14 protein-coding genes and 1 pseudogene are annotated in these 17,200 nt (G+C 71.3%); 11 read left to right on the plus strand and 4 right to left on the minus strand.

Annotated features, from left to right (window positions below):
• Positions 1–139 precede the first annotated feature (139 nt).
• The gene (locus IL992_RS17575) at positions 140–1,729 is read right to left on the minus strand and encodes a PucR family transcriptional regulator (protein WP_193204403.1); all 1,590 of its coding nucleotides are present in this window, start codon (positions 1,727–1,729) and stop codon (positions 140–142) included.
• Between the two features lie 116 nt (positions 1,730–1,845).
• Between IL992_RS17575 and IL992_RS17580 the strand changes: the two genes are divergently transcribed.
• From IL992_RS17580 to IL992_RS17615, 9 genes are all read left to right on the plus strand, one after another.
• A complete protein-coding gene (locus tag IL992_RS17580) occupies positions 1,846–3,162 on the plus strand; it encodes an MFS transporter (protein ID WP_193204404.1) in 1,317 nt (438 codons plus the stop codon).
• 19 nt (positions 3,163–3,181) lie between these two features.
• On the plus strand, positions 3,182–4,795 hold the full coding sequence (locus tag IL992_RS17585) for an amidohydrolase (protein ID WP_193204405.1): 1,614 nt from the start codon (positions 3,182–3,184) through the stop codon (positions 4,793–4,795).
• Between the two features lie 208 nt (positions 4,796–5,003).
• The gene (gene pdhA, locus IL992_RS17590) at positions 5,004–6,095 is read left to right on the plus strand and encodes a pyruvate dehydrogenase (acetyl-transferring) E1 component subunit alpha (protein WP_319018621.1); all 1,092 of its coding nucleotides are present in this window, start codon (positions 5,004–5,006) and stop codon (positions 6,093–6,095) included.
• The gene (locus IL992_RS17595) at positions 6,092–7,066 is read left to right on the plus strand and encodes an alpha-ketoacid dehydrogenase subunit beta (RefSeq protein ID WP_193204407.1); all 975 of its coding nucleotides are present in this window, start codon (positions 6,092–6,094) and stop codon (positions 7,064–7,066) included. The genes pdhA and IL992_RS17595 overlap by 4 nt, the downstream gene beginning before the upstream one ends.
• Before the next feature lie 16 nt (positions 7,067–7,082).
• On the plus strand, positions 7,083–8,510 hold the full coding sequence (locus tag IL992_RS17600; RefSeq protein ID WP_193204408.1) for a dihydrolipoamide acetyltransferase family protein: 1,428 nt from the start codon (positions 7,083–7,085) through the stop codon (positions 8,508–8,510).
• A gap of 70 nt (positions 8,511–8,580) precedes the next feature.
• Entirely contained in the window at positions 8,581–8,715 is a 135-nt protein-coding gene (locus tag IL992_RS47650; RefSeq protein ID WP_264295020.1) for a hypothetical protein, read from the plus strand.
• A complete protein-coding gene (locus tag IL992_RS17605; RefSeq protein WP_193204409.1) occupies positions 8,712–9,746 on the plus strand; it encodes a TIGR04500 family putative peptide maturation system protein in 1,035 nt (344 codons plus the stop codon). The genes IL992_RS47650 and IL992_RS17605 overlap by 4 nt, the downstream gene beginning before the upstream one ends.
• A gap of 131 nt (positions 9,747–9,877) precedes the next feature.
• On the plus strand, positions 9,878–10,171 hold the full coding sequence (locus IL992_RS17610) for a Dabb family protein (RefSeq protein WP_193204410.1): 294 nt from the start codon (positions 9,878–9,880) through the stop codon (positions 10,169–10,171).
• A 117-nt stretch (positions 10,172–10,288) separates the two neighbouring features.
• The gene (locus IL992_RS17615) at positions 10,289–10,786 is read left to right on the plus strand and encodes a DinB family protein (protein ID WP_193204411.1); all 498 of its coding nucleotides are present in this window, start codon (positions 10,289–10,291) and stop codon (positions 10,784–10,786) included.
• A 60-nt stretch (positions 10,787–10,846) separates the two neighbouring features.
• Here IL992_RS17615 and IL992_RS17620 read toward each other — a convergent pair.
• Together IL992_RS17620 and IL992_RS17625 are read right to left on the minus strand one after the other, a co-directional pair.
• Positions 10,847–11,484 (minus strand): annotated as a pseudogene (locus IL992_RS17620) (helix-turn-helix domain-containing protein); the annotation flags it as partial.
• 55 nt (positions 11,485–11,539) lie between these two features.
• Complete coding sequence (locus tag IL992_RS17625) at positions 11,540–11,995, minus strand: MarR family winged helix-turn-helix transcriptional regulator (RefSeq protein WP_193204412.1); 456 nt, start codon at positions 11,993–11,995, stop codon at positions 11,540–11,542.
• 135 nt (positions 11,996–12,130) lie between these two features.
• Here IL992_RS17625 and IL992_RS17630 point away from each other — a divergent pair, with 135 nt between their 5' ends.
• Positions 12,131–13,294, plus strand: coding sequence for an MFS transporter (locus tag IL992_RS17630; RefSeq protein WP_193204413.1), 1,164 nt, complete (start codon positions 12,131–12,133; stop codon positions 13,292–13,294).
• A gap of 386 nt (positions 13,295–13,680) precedes the next feature.
• Positions 13,681–15,192, plus strand: a complete 1,512-nt coding sequence (locus IL992_RS17635) for a sodium:solute symporter family protein (RefSeq protein WP_193204414.1) — start codon at positions 13,681–13,683, stop codon at positions 15,190–15,192.
• A 137-nt stretch (positions 15,193–15,329) separates the two neighbouring features.
• On the opposite strand, the gene IL992_RS17640 is transcribed toward IL992_RS17635, so the two are convergent.
• Entirely contained in the window at positions 15,330–17,153 is a 1,824-nt protein-coding gene (locus tag IL992_RS17640) for an acyl-CoA dehydrogenase (RefSeq protein ID WP_193204415.1), read from the minus strand.
• Positions 17,154–17,200 lie beyond the last annotated feature (47 nt).

Here is a 17,200-nt window from a genome sequence, read left to right on the forward strand (position 1 = left end):
CCGTTCGGGGGGCCGCCTGGGTCAAGCCTAGTGCCGCCCCGTCGTCACGCCCTCGACGGGCCGGGTGCCGCGCCGAGCGGTGCTCGAAGCGGGCGCCCGGCCGTCCCGTCCGGTTCCCGCGGCCGGCCCGATACCGCGCTCAGCTCCTGCGGCCCGGCGGGACGAACTCTTCCAGGGACAGGGCGAGCCACAGCTCCAGGCGGTCGCGCGCCTTGCCGAGGTCGCGCCCGCAGACGCGCTCGGCCGTCTGCAGGCGGGCCCGCATGGTGTTCCTGTGCACGCCGAGGCGCCGCGCCGCGGCCTCGACGCTCGCGCCGCAGTCGAGGAAGGTCCGGACGGAGGTGACGAGGGCGCCGCCGTGCCGCAGATCGTGCTCCCGCAGCGGCTTCAGCACCACGTCGGCGAAGCGGGCCACGCCCTCGGGGTCCAGGGCGTCGCGCAGCAGCGCCCACGGCTCGAGGTCGTCGACGTGCGTGTATCCCGGGCCGCCCGCGAGGGCCGTAGCGTGCCGTACGGCGGACGCGATCTCGCCGATGTCCCGCGCGCCGCACGCTCCCGCGGAGATGTCCAGGCCGGTGAGCGTGCCCAGCCGTTCGACCAGGGCGGGGCCGAGGCGGGGATCGGTCTGCGGCACCACCAGGAGCAGCCCGCCGGGGCGCGGGCAGACGAAGGCCGTCTCCTCGGCGGCCGGGTCTCCCATAACGTCGCTCAGCGCGTCCAGCGCGGGATCGGCCAGCGCCGGGGCCTCGCCCTCCGTACGGGCCACGGCCACGATCACCTCGTACGGCGGTGGCGGCATGGGGCAGATCTCGGCGAGCCGGCCGGCCGTGAACAGCGGTGCCGCCGCGCCCGTGCCGGTCGGGGCGCGATCGGGGGCACAGCCGAGAGCGGAGCTGTCGAGGACGGCGCTCAGCACGGCGGCGCGCTGGGCGTGCGCGCGGGCGCGGGCCCGGTGCAGCCCCACCAGTTCGATCGCCAGCAGGCTCGCCGCCTGGTTGGCCAGGATCCTGGTGTGCCACTCGGTCGACGCGCCGCGCAGGGCGAGCCAGCCGCGGGGCGGCCCGGTGAAGCCGAGGCTCTGCACCTGGAGGACCCGGTCCCCCTTGTCGATCACCATGGAGCCTCGGGGGCCGGTGAGCTGGCCGACCGCCGCCGCCGCCTCCGCGTGCCACGGCCGGGCTCCCTCCGGATGGGACACGCGGGGCCGTCCCCGGGGATCGAGCAGGAGCGTCTCGCAGTCGGTGTGCTCGGCGAGCGCGCGGAGGATGCCGAGCGAGCCGTGCCGCAGCGCGGCGCGGGCCATCGCCTCCTGCGCCGCCGCCGCCCGCCGCTCGCCGCGGACCCGCTCGTCGGCGTGCCAGCGCGCCACGGCCTCCGTCACGGCGACGAACGGCGTCCTGCCGGTGACCTCCAGCAGGGGCAGCCCGAGGCGGGCCGCGGTCTCGACGATCTCGGGAGGAATCTCGGTCAGGTGCTCGTCCAGCGCGAAGGCCAGGGCGGCGCAGCCCGCCCCGCTCAGCCGCTCGACGTACTCGGCGCGCCCGCGCGCCGACGCGGGCAGCCCGAGCCCGACCGTCATGACCAGTTCGCCGCCGCGCAGCCAGGGCACCGGATCGGCCAGCTCGGTCACGTGGGCCCACCTGACGTGGTTGCCCAGCCCGTCGCGGCCCGCGAGCAGGCTGATCTCCAGCATCGGCATGGCCAGCACGTCGGCGACGGTGAGCGGCATGACCTCTCCTGTGCGCTTCGCCCGAGAAAGCCCCGACGATAGTGCACATCGCCCACGGTGCTCGCGTCTGACCTGGTCTTACGGTCTCTCCAACCCCCAACCCACCGGAGGACCTCATGGACCGACGAACTCCCCGCCGGGCCGCGTTCGCGGCCTTCATCGGCACGACGATCGAGTGGTACGACTTCTACGTCTACGCGACCGCCGCCGCCCTCGTCTTCGGGCACGTCTTCTTCCCGGCGTCCACCGATCCGCTGGTCGGCGTCATGGCGGCGTTCGCGACGTACGCCGTCGGGTTCTTCGCGCGTCCCCTGGGCGGCGTGGTGTTCGGCCACTTCGGCGACCGGCTGGGCCGTAAGTCGGCCCTGGTCGTCACGCTGCTGATGATGGGCGTGGCCACTTTCGCCGTCGGACTGCTGCCCACCTACGCCTCCGTCGGAGCGGCGGCCCCCGCGCTGCTGGTGCTGTTGCGGTTCGTTCAGGGCCTCGCCGTCGGCGGTGAGTGGGGCGGGGCCGCGCTGATGGCGGTCGAGCACGCTCCGGAGGGGAAGAAGACCTTCTACGGCTCGTTCGCCCAGCTCGGCAACTCCGCGGGCGCCCTGCTCGCGACCGGGGCGTTCAGCCTGATGACCTCGCTCGGCGACGAGGCCCTGCGCGACTGGGCCTGGCGGGTGCCGTTCCTGGTCTCGGCGGTCCTGGTGCTCGTCGGCATGTTCATCCGGCTGCGGGTCGAGGAGTCGCCGGTCTTCGAGCAGGTCAGGCAGCGGCGCGAGAGCGCGCCCGCGGCCGCCGCGGAGCTTCCGATCAGGGCGGTGCTGCGGTCGTCGTGGCGGCCCGTGCTGCTCGGCATCGGGGCGCTCCCTGTGGCCATCGGCGGCTACTACATCGCGACGACCTTCCTGCTCGCGTACGCGACCGGCGCCGACGTCGGCGTCGAGGAGCAGGTGGTGCTCAACGGGCTCAGCTTCGCCGCGTTCGTCGAACTCGTCGCCACGCTCGCCATCTCGTGGCTCGGGGACAGGGTCGGCGGGCGCCGCGTGGTGATCGTGGGGCTGGTCGCCGTGGCCCTGCTGGCGGTGCCGCAGTTCACGGTGATGGGGACGCGCAACACGGTCCTCATCTTCCTGATGCTGGGCCTCATGCGGCTGGCCATGTCCGCGACGTACGGGCCGATGGCCACGCTGCTCGCGGAGATGTTCCCCCCGAACGTCCGCTACACGGGCATGTCGCTGGCCTACCAGGTGGCCGGGGCGATCTTCGGCGGACTCTCGCCGCTGGCGGCGACCGCCCTCGTCAAGGCCGGTGGCGGGGGGCCCGCGCCCGCCATCGGGCTGCTGATCGGGATGTGCCTGCTCAGCGTGGTCTGCCTGGCCGTCGCGCCGCGCCACCGCGACACCCCGGCCGTCTCCGGCGTTCCCGCCGTCTCCCAGTGATCCAGTAGTTGGAGGAGTCTTGTCCGCGATCGTCATCACCAACGCCAAGGTCCGCACCATGGACCCCGGTGCGCCCAGGGGGGAGGCCCTGGCCGTACGCGACGGCCGCGTCCTCGCCGTCGGCCGGGACGCGGACGTGTCGGCCATGGCCGGACCCGGCGCCGAGGTGATCGACGCCGGCGGCCGCACGGTGCTGCCGGGGTTCATCGACCCGCACAACCACCTGCTGTCCACGGCCGAGTCCCTGGTGTCCGTCGACGCCCGCTACCCGGCCGTGGGGAGCGCCGCCGACCTGGTGGCGGTGATCGCCGCGGAGGCGGAGCGTACGCCGCCGGGCCAGTGGATCAGGGCGTTCGGCATGGACGACGCGAAGTTTCCCGGGGGCCGGCCCTCCCGGCGCGACCTTGACGAGGCGACGACCGAGCACCCGGTGATCGTCTACCACGTCTCCGGCCACCACGCCGTGGTCAACTCCGCCGCGCTGGCGTGGCGGGGCATCACCGCGGACGTGCCCGACCCGGTCGGCGGCGCCTTCCTGCGCGACGAGGGCGGCCGGCTCACCGGGATGGTGCTGGACTCCGCGATGCAGCTGCTGCTGCCGACCGCGGTGGACATCGGCTGTCACGGCCCCAACTTCCACACCGATCTCCCGGCGGAGCAGCTGCTGTCCTGGCTCGCCGCCGCCGGTGAGAGGTACCTGTCGGCGGGGCTCACGACGGTGTGCGACCCCCAGGTGTCCCGCCGGGAGCTGTCGATCTACCGGGCCGCGCACGCCGCGGGCACGCTGCCGGTCCGCACGGTCTGCATGCCCCTGTCGCACATGCTGGACGACCTGGCCGCGCTCGGCCTGGCCGGTCCCTTCGGCGACGACATGCTGCGCCTGGGCGCGATGAAGTTCTACTGCGACGGCACGCTGCTCGGCGGCACCGCCCTGTTCAGCGAGCCGTACGGCGAGGGCGGCCAGTTCACCGGCTCCACCTATCACCGGCCCGAGCGCCTCACCGACCTCGTCCGCCGGGCGGCCGAGGCGGGCTGGCAGGTCGGCATCCACACGCAGGGCGATCTCGCGATGGCCTACACGCTCGACGCGATCAAGGCCGCGGTGGCCGTGTCGGGGGACGACGCCCGGCCGCGCATCGAGCACTGCGGCCACCCGACTCCCGGCCAGGTGCGCGATTTCGCCGCGCTCGGCGTGATCCCGGTCAACCAGCCGAACTTCCTGCACGACAGCGGCAGGGACTTCGTACGGCGGCTGGGGGAGCGCCGCGCCCACCGGCTCCAGCCGATGCGCGAGGAGATCGACGCCGGGCTCCGCCCGGTGCTGTCGAGCGACTCGTTCGTCTCCTCGCTGCGGCCGATGGAGACCGTGGCCAACGCCGTACGGCGGCGCACCCGGGAGGGCGACCCCATCGGCGCCGACCACGCCGTCACCCTGGACGAGGCGCTGCGCGCCCACACCGCCGACGCGGCGTACGCGCTGCGGATGGAGGACCGGATCGGCTCCCTGACGCCGGGGAAACTGGCCGACGTCGTCGTCCTGGACCACGACCTCGACCGTCTCGGCGTGGACGAGCTGGCGGGGGTGGACGCGTGGCTGACGATGCTGGGCGGACGAGTGGTCCACCGCTCCTGAGACGTGACGCCGGGGTGTGGCGTCTCACAGTCCGGGAATCGGAGAAGTGTGGACGGGTGGGCGGGGTCTTGCGCTAAGGGGTGTGACTTCTGCCACGATGTCCCCATATGCGCCCGGTCGCCCACCCCAGCGGCCGTACGCCAGACGACCCGGCCTTCCTGCGGGGGTGACCCCACCCGCGGGGGCCCGACACGCACAGGAGTGGCACGTGACAGCCGACGCCCCTCGTGGTGTAGACGCACCCCCGGAGCTCGTCCAACTGCTCACCCCGGAAGGGGAGCGGGTCGAGCATCCCGACTACGACATCGAGCTGACCGCGGAGGAGGTCCGCTCCCTCTACCGTGACCTGGTCCTCGTCCGCCGCGTCGACCTGGAGGCCGTCGCGCTCCAGCGGCAGGGCGAGCTCGGCATCTGGGCGTCCCTGCTCGGGCAGGAGGCGGCCCAGATCGGCTCCGGCCGGGCGCTCACGGACGCCGACATGGTCTTCCCCACCTACCGGGAGCACGGCGTGGCCTGGTGCCGCGACGTCGACCCGGTCAAGCTGCTCGGCCTGTTCCGCGGCGTGAGCAACGGCGGATGGGATCCGGCCGAGCACAACTTCCACCTCTACACGATCGTCATCGGCTCCCAGGCCCTGCACGCGGTCGGCTACGCCATGGGCATCCAGCGCGACGGCGCCGAGGCGGCCACGATCGTCTACTTCGGCGACGGCGCGACCTCCCAGGGCGACGTGAACGAGTCCTTCATCTGGGCCTCGGTGTTCAACGCCCCCATCGTGTTCTTCTGCCAGAACAACCAGTGGGCCATCTCCGAGCCGCTGGAGAAGCAGTCGAAGATCCCGCTCTACAAGAGAGCGTCCGGCTTCGGCTTCCCCGGGATCCGCGTGGACGGCAACGACGTGTTCGCCTGCCTCGCCGTGACCCGCCGCGCGCTGCAGAACGCCCGCGAAGGGCAGGGGCCGACGCTGATCGAGGCGTTCACCTACCGCATGGGCGCGCACACCACCTCCGACGACCCCACCCGCTACCGCCTCGCCGACGAGCTGGAGGCGTGGAAGCTGAAGGACCCCATCGAACGGGTCAAGGCGTACCTGTTCAAGAACCAGCTCGCCGACCAGGAGTTCTTCGAGAAGATCGACGCCGAGGCCGACGCGCTCGGCAAGGACGTGCGAAGCCGGTGCCTTGCGCTGCCCGACCCGCCACCCGGGGCTATCTTTGATCACGTGTACGCCGGTGCCCACCCACTCCTCGACGAGGAACGCGAGCAGTACCTGACCTACCTGGCGGGGTTCGAACGATGACCACACTGACTCTCGCCAAGGCGTTGAACGAGGGCCTCCGCCGCTCGATGGAGGACGACCCCAAGGTGCTCGTGATGGGAGAGGACGTCGGCAAGCTCGGCGGCGTCTTCCGCGTCACCGACGGCCTGCAGAAGGATTTCGGCGAGGACCGCGTGATCGACACGCCGCTCGCCGAGTCGGGCATCATCGGGACGGCGATCGGCCTGGCCCTGCGCGGCTACCGGCCGGTCTGCGAGATCCAGTTCGACGGGTTCGTGTTCCCGGCCGCCGACCAGATCATCACGCAGCTGGCCAAGATGCCGCTGCGGTCGCTCGGCACGCTCAAGCTGCCGGTCGTCGTACGCATTCCCTGCGGCGGCGGCATCGGGGCGGTCGAGCACCACTCGGAGTCGCCCGAGGCGTACTTCACCCACACCGCGGGACTGCGGGTGGTCGCGTGCTCGAACCCGGCGGACGCGTACACGATGATCCAGGACGCCGTCCGCTGCGACGACCCGATCATCTTCTTCGAGCCCAAGCGCCGCTACTGGGACAAGGCCGACGTCGACCTCGCCGCCCCCGGCCTGCCGCTCGACCGCGCCCGCACCGTACGGCAGGGCCGCGACGTCACGCTGGTCGCGTACGGGCCGATGGTGAAGACCTGCCTGGAGGCCGCCGCGGCGGCGGAGGAGGACGGGCGGGACATCGAGGTCATCGACCTGCGCTCACTCAACCCCCTCGACGTGGACGTCCTGACCGAGTCCGTGTCGCGGACCGGCCGGTGCGTGGTCGTCCACGAGGCCCCCGTCTTCACCGGCTTCGGGGCCGAAATCGCGGCGCGCGTCACCGAGCGCTGCTTCTACAGCCTGGAGGCGCCCGTGCTGCGGGTGGGCGGGTTCTCCACGCCGTACCCGCCGTCCCGTCTGGAGGACCACTACCTGCCCGACCTGGACCGCGTGCTCGACGCCGTGGACCGCTCGTTCGCGTACTGAGGGGGAGGGACTTCTCATGCTCCGTGAGTTCAGGCTCCCCGACGTGGGCGAGGGGCTGACCGAGGCCGAGATCGTCAAGTGGCACGTCGCCCCGGGCGACTCGGTGAAGATCAACCAGACGATCGTGGAGATCGAGACGGCCAAGGCCGTCGTCGAGTTGCCGTGCCCCTACGAGGGCACCGTCTCCGCCCTGATGGTCAGCGAGGGCCAGACGGTGGACGTCGGCGCCCCGATCATCTCGGTCGAGGACGGCGAGGGCGGTGACGACGCCGGCGCGGGCAGGGAGGCGCTGGCGGACGACATGGTGCCGGACGTGCGGAACGGTGCTCCGGCCAAGGAGGAGCGCCAGCCGGTGCTGGTCGGGTACGGCGTCAAGACGAGCGCCACCCGCCGCCGCCCCCGCAAACCGGCCACGTCCGCTCCGCCCGCTCCGCCGGTCTCGTCCGCCCCGGCTGTTGCGCCTGTTGCGCCTGTTGTGCCAGTTTCGCCCGCCCGGACCGCCGCGCCCGCGCTGCCCACTCCTGCTCCGGCCGTTCCGGCCGGTGCGGTCCAGGGCGACGGGTCCGCAGCGTCCACACGGGCACGCGTCCTGGCCAAGCCGCCGGTCCGCAAGCTCGCCAAGGACCTCGGCGTCGACCTGACCAGCCTCACGGGCACCGGCCCCCAGGGGTCGATCACCCGGGCGGACGTGGAGGCCGCGGTGGCGGCGCCCGTCACTGTTCCGGCCGCGGCGCGGCGGGAGCCCGGGACACGGGAGGAGCGCATCCCGGTCAGGGGGGTCAGGAAGGCGACCGCGCAGGCGATGGTGGCCAGCGCGTTCTCGGCCCCGCACGTGACCGAGTGGCTGCAGGTCGACGTGACCGAGACGATGGAGGCGGTCAGGCGGCTGCGCACGCTGCCGGAGTTCGCCGAGGTCAAGGTCTCCCCGCTGCTGCTCGTGGCGAAGGCGCTGATCACCGCGGTGAAGCGGCACCCGATGGCCAACGCCACGTGGACCGGCGAGGAGATCGTGGTCAAGCACTACGTGAACCTCGGCATCGCCGCCGCCACCGATCGTGGGCTGATCGTGCCGAACGTCAAGGACGCCGACGCGATGTCGCTGCCCGACCTCGCCCGGGCGCTCGGCGAGCTCACCGAGCGGGCGCGGGCCGGGAAGTGCCAGCCCGCCGAGCTGAGCGGCGGCACGATCACGATCACCAACGTGGGCGTCTTCGGCGTCGACGCGGGCACGCCGATCCTCAATCCGGGAGAGGTGGCGATCCTCGCCGTGGGCCAGATCAGGGACATGCCCTGGGTGGTCGACGGTCAGCTCGCGGTCCGCAAGGTCACCACGCTAGCGCTGTCGTTCGACCACCGCGTGGTCGACGGCGAGCTCGGCTCGTACGTCCTGCGCGACGTCGGCGCCATGCTGGAGGACCCCCTCCGCATGCTCGCCTGGAGCTGAGCGGGCACACTCAAGTCGGATGCAAGATCCGAACCAGTGAGGTTCAAGCTCGGATTCCTACCGTTCGCTTGTGATCCTCATACTGAGCGACCGGCAGGACACCACCGTGGGCCGGGTCCTCCCGAAGATCGAGCGTCCGGGCGTCCCCGTGACCTGGTGGGACATCGCTGAGTTCCCCGCCGGGTCACGGGTGACGGCGGCATGACCGCCGTATCGGTGACCGCGTTCGCCGCGGTCCTCGCCGACGCCGTCGAACTGCTGCGCGGCCTGCGCCGCCCCCGTACGGCCGTGTCCGAGGCCAGGAGTCTGGCCGCCGCGTGGGCGGCCACCCACCCGGAGGCGCGGGGCCGGCTCATCGTCGGCCTGCGTCCGGACAGCCCGCTGGTCGACTACGACCTGCTCGTCGAACATCCGGAGGGTGGCACCGTGGTCCTTTCCGCCTCGCCCGACGACGGCGTGCCCTGGTCGGCCGAGGACTCGGCCCACTGCGCCGCCGGGAATTGGGCCGCCGGGAATCGGGTCGCCGGGAATCGGGTCGCCGGATATCTGGTCACGGTCGACCGCGTGCGCCTGCGCGTCGCCGAGGCGCTCATGCTGCTGCCCCGGCGGCCGTACGGCGACCGCGACGTCCACGACGAGATCATCGAGCAGTGCCTGCTGATGAACGAGACGCTGGAGGACGGCGAGCCCCTCGACGACGCCGACATCCGGGCCGCCGCCGAGGAGTTCCGCGCCGGCCACGGCCTGCGTGACCGCGTTTCCACGCTGGCCTGGCTGGCGGAGATGTCGCTGTCCGGAGAGCAGTTCGAGGCGTTCATCGCCGGAATCGCGCGGCGGCGGCGCTTCCGGCGGCGGAAGGAGGCCGAGCTCGCGCCGGGCCACTTCGCGGCCCACCGCTGCGACTTCGACCGCGTACGTGCCCTGTGGGTGACGGGCTCGCAGCCGGTGAACGGTGAGTTGCTGCGCGGCGTGGGCGGCCTGGTGGGCTGCGGGGAGGCCGTGGTGACCGTGGGCGAGCGGTGGGCCAGGGACCTGCCCGCGCCCCTGCGCCACGCCGCGCACGACACGCTGGTCGGGCCTGTGGCGTACGGCGACGGCTATCTGACCGGGATCCTGCTGGAGCGCCGGGTGGCGTGGGACGACCCGGAGACGCTGGCCGCGGCGGGCGAGACCGCCTTCGGCGAGTGGCTCGCCGGACGGCGCAGGCGGGCCTCCATCGAGTGGCACTGGCTCTGAGGCGAGGCCACAGATCGGGGCGGCGGTGTCCGCGGGGCGGTGGTGCGCCCCGCGGGCGTGGGGGATGAGAGGATGAGCGCCGTGAAGGGCGCGGCCGCCGGGCCGCGTGCGTCTCGTCCCAGGGGGAGTGCATGTTCCGCCACGTCGTGCTGCTGAAGTGGACCGAGGACGCCACCGCGGAGCAGCGCGCCGAGGTGGCCAGGCGGCTGGGCGGCCTGCCGGACGTCATCCCCGAGTTGCGCTCCTACCAGATCGGCCCGGACGCCGGCGTCAACCAGGGCAACTTCTCCTTCGGCGTGGTCGCCGACTTCGACTCCCAGGAGGACTACGTCGTCTACCGCGACCACCCGGCCCACCGGGCGGTGATCGACGAGTGCATCACGCCGATCCTCGCCGCCCGCGCGGCCGTGCAGTACGTGCTCTAGTGCGTTGACCACATACGTTCACCGGGTCTGATGACACGCCGTTCGAGGTCCATGGCAGGTGTGCCGGGTGGCCCCACCAGTTAGCCCGAGTGACGGGGCGACTGTTACGTTCCGGGCATGAAAAGAGTCCCGTTCACCGGTGGGGAGAAGGAAAGCCTCCAGGCCAGCATGGACCGGCATCGCGACGCGGTGCTGTGGAAGGTCGAGGGCCTGGACGACGAGGCGCTGCGACGCCCCATGACCCCGTCTGGGACGAACCTCCTGGGCCTGGTCAAGCATCTGGCGGCAGTCGAATACTGGTGGTTCGCCGACACGTTCGGGCAGGAGCACGAAGAGCTCCCGTTCGACGACGATGACGAGGACGCCGACCTGCGCGTCGACCCCGGCGAGACCACGGCCGACGTCCTCGCCTTCTACGCCCGCGCCCGCGCGTCCTCGGACGAGGTCATCGAGAAGTTCGGCCTCGAGGACCTCGGCACCAACGAGCGCGGCGAGAGGATGACGCTGCGCTGGGTGCTCATTCACATGATCGAGGAGACCGCTCGGCACGTCGGCCACATGGACATCGTGCGCGAGCTCATCGACGGCGCGAGCGGCGACCACCGGCGCGCCTAGTGCTGTCACCGGAAACGATCACCAGGTTGGGTGAGGATTTCAGGCGGCTGGTGCAGGTTCCCAGCCGGATCCGGCGGTGGGCCGGATGCCCAAGGGCCGGACTCGTCGAAGGCGAAGCTGCGTTCGGGCCGGTGGGTCAGGGCGTACTCGATTTCGTCCAGTTTGGCGTCGAAGCCGGGGTCGGGTGAGTCCTTCCAGGTCTTGCTGCGCTGGAAGGTGATCCCGCGGCGGGCCAGCAGGGTGCGTAACGCCTCGCGGCCGATGGTGATGGCCCGGCCGGGCAGGCGAAGCAGGTAGTCGAGCAGTTTGCGGATGGACCAGCGGGTGAAGGGCTGACCGAGCTTGGCAGGTCGGGTGGTGGCCGTCGCCGCGATGAAGTCTTCGTCGTCAGGACTCAGCAGGCGCGGACGGTCTCCCGCCCACTGAGGGTCCAGGCAGCCCAGCCCGATCTCGTTGAAGCGATGGATCACATCGCGCACGGTGTCCTCATCGGCTTGCACCAGCCGCGCGTCGACCGGGACGGTGTTGCCGCCGGCCGAGGCCAGCAGGATCATCGCCCGCCGATAGCGCACCGTGCTCATCGTGCCGCGCGGCACGATCCGCTGCAGCTTCTGCCCTTCTTGGTCAGTGAGCCCGCGGACCTTGACCGGTTGCGTCACCTGGCCTTCCGACTGCCGATCGAACGTGATCAGCACCATCCGACCGGCAGGACCGTCTTACGCGCCAACCCGATGATCGTTTCCGGTCACAGCACTAGCGCGCATGCAGTGATTCGACCGCTTCGACCAGAGGGGCGAGCCTGGGGTTCTGGGCGGCCTGGTCGAGGGCTTCCCGCAGGGCGGCGTCGTTGGTGGGCCTGGCCTCGGCGAGCAGCGCCAGGCCCGCGGGGCTGACGTCGGTGTAGATCCCCCGGCGGTCGGTGGGGCACAGGTAGCGGGTGAGCAGTCCCCGCTCTTCGAGCCGGGTCACCAGGCGCGTCGTCGCGCTCTGGCTGAGCACCACGGCGTCGGCGACCTGCTTCATCTGCAGGTGGCCGCCGGGGCCGTCGTGCTGCCGGCTGAGCGTCTCAAGCAGGGAGTATTCCCGCACGCTCAGGCCGTGCTTGCTCTGCAGGGCGCGCTCGATGTGCGCCTCGATCTTCTCGTGCAACAGGGAGAGCGCGCACCAGCCCTGCGCGAGTGCGGTGAGGGCGGGATCGGCGGCCGTCATCGACTCTCCCTCCTAGGCGGGTGACTGAGACGAGGATACTCCACTCCTGCAATAGCCCGCGCTTGCAAGTATCAGGCGTCTGCAACTATTGTCTACGCCTGTTACTTGCTCCTGCAATTGTTGGGGGACCTCCTCATGCCTCTCGCACTCGTAGCCCTCGCCATCGGGGCCTTCGGGATCGGGACCACCGAGTTCGTGATCACGGGGTTGCTCCCGCAGGTGGCGTCCGACCTCGGGGTCTCCATTCCGACCGTCGGCCTGCTCGTCACGGGGTACGCCCTGGGCGTGGTCGTCGGCGCCCCGCCGATGACCGTGCTGGGCACGACCATGTCCCGCAAGCGCGTGCTGATGCTGCTGATGGGGCTGTTCATCACCGGAAATCTGCTCTCGGCCCTCGCACCCGGCTTCGGGGTGATGCTGGCCGGCCGGGTGATCGCCTCGCTCGCGCACGGCGCGTTCTTCGGCATCGGCTCCGTGGTCGCGGCCGAACTGGTCGCCCCGCACCGGAGGGCCGGCGCGATCGCGCTGATGTTCACCGGCCTGACCGTGGCCAACGTCGTCGGCGTACCTCTTGGCACCCTGGTCGGCCAGATCGCGGGCTGGCGGACCACCTTCGCCATCGTCGCCGGGCTCGGCGCCGTCGGCCTGATCGGCGTCGCCGTGCTCGTGCCCGAGATGCCACGGCCCGAGGGCGTACGCCTGCGTCACGAGGTCGCCGCCCTCCGCGACGTCCAGGTGTTGCTGGCGATGGGCATGACCGTGCTCGGGTTCGGCGGCGTCTTCGCGGCCATCACGTACATCGCGCCGATGATGGTCCGGGTCGCGGGCTACCCCGAAGGGGCGGTCACCTGGCTGCTGGTCCTCTTCGGCCTCGGCATGGTCGCCGGCAACCTCGTCGGCGGAAGGTTCGCCGACCGCGCGCTGATGCCGATGCTGTACGTCTCGCTGGGCGCCCTCGCGGTCGTCCTCGCCGCCTTCACGCTGACCGCGCACAGCAAGGTCCTCGCCGCGGTGACCGTCACCCTGATCGGGGCGCTCGGCTTCGCCACCGTGCCGCCGCTGCAGAAGCGCGTGCTCGACCTGGCCCACGGCGCGCCGACGCTGGCCTCGGCCGTCAACATCGGCGCCTTCAACCTCGGCAACGCCCTGAGCTCCTGGCTCGGGGGCCTCGTCATCGCGGCGGGCCTCGGCTACACCGCGCCGAACTGGGTCGGCGCCCTCCTCACCGCCTCCGCGCTCGTGCTGGCCGTCCTGTCGGCCGCCCTCGAACGCCGCTCCGCCGTGCTCGCGGCCGTCTGACCTTCTCTCTCACGCTCCCGGGCATGCTCACGCACAGGGCGGGCGGCGCTCCCGGCCTCCCGCTCGCGTACGTGCCGTGCCGGACGATCACCGGTGCCAGGCGGTGACGGGTCCGTTGTGTGCCGCTTGCTGGAATCTCATTTCGCCGCACACTTTCACCCCCCACCGTGTGCGAGATCAAGGCCGTTCCTGATAACGATTCAGATACGCGAAGCCGGTTCAGAAACATGAACAGGCTGTGACCTGCGTCACGGCCTCGACGCGCTCTCCCGTACGCCCGTGACCTGCGAACCCGCCATTGACGACGGGCGGCGGGCGGGCGCATCGTAACGAGGCCAGGCGGTTGTCGGTCCGGGTGCCGCCGTTCACCCGGAGGTACGACGCGCGTGAACCATTTGGACTGGTACGTTCTCGGCGCCTATTTCATCGTCATGGTGGGGATCGGCGTCTACTCGCACCGGCGTATCGGCAATATCAGTGACTTCTTCACCGCCGGGGGCAAGATGCCCTGGTGGCTGGCCGGGATCTCGCACCACATGTCCGGCTACAGCGCCGTCATGTTCACCGGGTACGCCGGCATCGCCTACCTCTACGGCGCCACCTCGTACGTCACCTGGGCGTTCCCGATCGCGATCGGCATCGCGATCGGCTCGGTGCTGTTCGCCCCGCGGCTGAACCGGATCCGCTCGAAACTCAGGGTCAGCTCGCCGCTGGAGTTCCTCGCCAAGCGATACAACGTGCCGACCCAGCAGGCGCTCGCGTGGTCGGGGGGCCTGCTGAAGATCGTGGACGTCGGCGCGAAGTGGGCCGCGATCGCCACGCTGCTGTCGACGTTCACCGGCCTGTCGCTCAACCAGGGCATCCTCATCACCGGCGTCGTCACCGCCGTCTACTGCACGGTCGGCGGCCTGTGGGCCGACGCGCTCACCGACTTCGGGCAGTTCGTGATCCAGCTTCTCGCCGGTGTCGTGATGCTCTTCGCCGTCCTCGCCAAGCTCGGCGGCATCGGCGCGGTGGGCGACATGTGGGACCGGCTGCCGCCCGAGCACGCGCAGCCGCTGAACGGTCCGTTCACCGTGACGTTCCTGCTCGCGTTCCTGTTCATCAAGACGTTCGAGTACAACGGCGGCATGTGGAACCAGGCCCAGCGCTACATGGCCGCGCCGACCGCGGCGCAGGCGGCGCGCGGCGCGCGGCTGTCGGCCGTGCTGTGGGCGGTCTGGCCGCTGCTGCTGTTCTTCCCGATGTGGGCCGCGCCGCTGCTGGTCCACGCGACCAAGCCGGACGCCAGCGACTCCTACGCGCTGCTGACGACCCAGCTCATCCCGCACGGCCTGCTCGGCCTGGTGATCGCCGGCTTCTTCTCGCACACGATGGCGATGGCCTCCTCCGACGCCAACGCGATCGCCTCGGTCTTCACCCGCGACGTGATCCCGGTGCTGTCCCGCGCGGCGCGGGCCTGGGACACCAGGGCCGGCCTGGTCGCGGCCCGGGTCACCACGGTGGCGTTCATCGCGCTGTCGATGGCCGTGGCCACGCAGGTCAACAGCCCGGTGCTGAAGGACATCATCACGGTCGTCATCAAGTGGGTGGCCGGCCTCATGGGCCCGATCTCGATCCCGCTGCTGCTCGGCATGCTGCCGCTGTTCCGCAGGTCCGGCCCGACGGCCGCGCTGGTCTCGTGGGCGGCGGGTCTGTTCGTCTTCTGGCTCACCAACTACGGCATGAGCGACGTCTCGACCGCCGTGGCGACGGCCGCGCCGGTGGCCACCTCGCTGGTGCTTTTCACGGTCATCGGCTTCATCCGCCCGGAGAACACCCCCGAGCGCGAGGAACTGCTTCAGACCGTCAACACCGACGAGGACGGCGCCGCCCGGCCGCTTCCCGCGTCCGCCTGAGCGCGCGTGTGCCTCCACTGACCGCCGCACCGCTCCCCGCGTTCACCTGACCGGCCCGGGGAGCGGTGCGGCCCCGAAAACGCGGTACGGCCGCCGCACCGGCCAGCGGGCGGCGGCCGTACCGAACCAGAACCAGATCAGAAGGACTCTTCCGGCAGTTCCATGAGGTCCTGGCCGGTGGCGGCGAGCACGCGGCGCTCGGCGGCCAGGCGGGGCAGCACGGTCTGCGCGAAGAACGAGGCCGCACCGACCTTGCCCGTGTAGAACGCCTTGTCCTCCTCCGAGGCGGACAGGGCGTTCAGCGCGATCTCGGCCTGGCGCAGCAGCAGCCAGCCCAGCACCAGGTCGCCCAGCGCCATGAGGAACCGGGTGGTGTTGAGGCCGACCTTGTAGACCTCCTGCGGCGTCTCCATCGAGGCGATCGCCCAGCCGGCCATCGTGTCGGCCATCGCCTTGACCTCGTCGGCCGCCTCGTCGAGCAGGCCGCGCTCGACCTTCAGCCGTCCGTTGCCCGCCTCCGAGGCGGCGAACGTCTTGATCTCGCCGAGCAGCGACCCCAGCGCCGCGCCCTGGTTCTTCAGGATCTTGCGGAAGAACAGGTCCTGGCCCTGGATCGCGGTCGTGCCCTCGTACAGCGAGTCGATCTTCGAGTCGCGGATGTACTGCTCGATCGGGTAGTCCTGCAGGAAGCCCGAGCCGCCGAGCGTCTGCAGCGAGCGGGCCAGCAGCTCGTACGACCGCTCGGAGCCGACGCCCTTGACCAGCGGGAGCAGCAGGTCGTTGAGCGCCTCGGCGGCCTCGTCGCGGCGGCCCTCGAACTCCGCGATCTGGATCTGGTCCTGGATCGTCGCCGTGTAGATGACCAGCGCCCGCATCGCCTCGGCGTACGACTTCTGCAGCATGAGCTCGCGGCGTACGTCGGGGTGGCGGGTGATCGGGACACGCGGGGCGGTCTTGTCGCCCGAGCGGGTGAGGTCGGCGCCCTGGACACGGTTCTTGGCGAAGTCGAGCGCGTTGAGGTAGCCGGTGGACAGCGTGGCGATGGCCTTGGCGCCCACCATCATGCGGGCGTGCTCGATGACCATGAACATCTGCCGGATGCCGTCGTGCGTGTCGCCGACCAGGTAGCCGATGGCGGGGTGCTTCTCGCCGAGCGTGAGCTCGCAGGTCGTGGAGACCTTCAGGCCCATCTTCTTCTCGACGTTGGTGACGTACACGCCGTTGCGCTCGCCCAGCTCGCCGGTCTCCAGGTCGACCAGGTACTTCGGCACGAGGAACATCGACAGGCCCTTGGTGCCGGGCCTGGCGCCCTCGGGCCGGGCCAGCACGAGGTGGAAGATGTTCTCGGCCATGTCGTGCTCGGCGCTGGTGATGAAGCGCTTGACGCCCTCGATGTGCCAGGTGCCGTCGGGCTGCTGGATCGCCTTCGTGCGGCCGGCGCCCACGTCGGAGCCTGCGTCGGGCTCGGTCAGCACCATGGTCGCCCCCCAGCGCCGCTCGACGGCCAGCTCGGCGAACCGCTTCTGCTCGGGGGTGCCGAGGTCGAACAGCAGGCGGGCGAAGGCCGGGCCGCAGGCGAACATCCAGACGGCGGGGTTGGCGCCGAGCACCATCTCGGCCATGGCCCACACCAGGCTGCGCGGGGCCGTCGTGCCGCCGAGCTCCGGCTGCAGCTCCAGACGCCACCACTCGGCGTCCACCCAGGCCTGGTAGGAGCGCTTGAAGCTCTCCGGCATGGTCACGCCGTGGGTGGCGGGGTCGAAGACGGGCGGGTGGCGGTCGGCGTCCTCGAACGACTCGGCGATGGGGCCGGTGGCGAGCCGGTTCACCTCGTCCAGCACGCTTCGGGCGGTGTCCTCGTCCACCTCGGCGAACGGGCCGGTGCCGAGGATCTCCCTGCGCCCGAACACCTCGAAGAGGTTGAACTCCAGGTCGCGGAGGTTGCTCTTGTAGTGACCCATCTGTGTGCGCTCCTAGAACCGAACCCGGGGGTAACGTACTGGTCGGT

It is taken from the genome of Microbispora sitophila (genome assembly GCF_014892245.1).
In the GTDB taxonomy this organism is placed as follows: Bacteria; Actinomycetota; Actinomycetes; order Streptosporangiales; family Streptosporangiaceae; genus Microbispora; species Microbispora siamensis.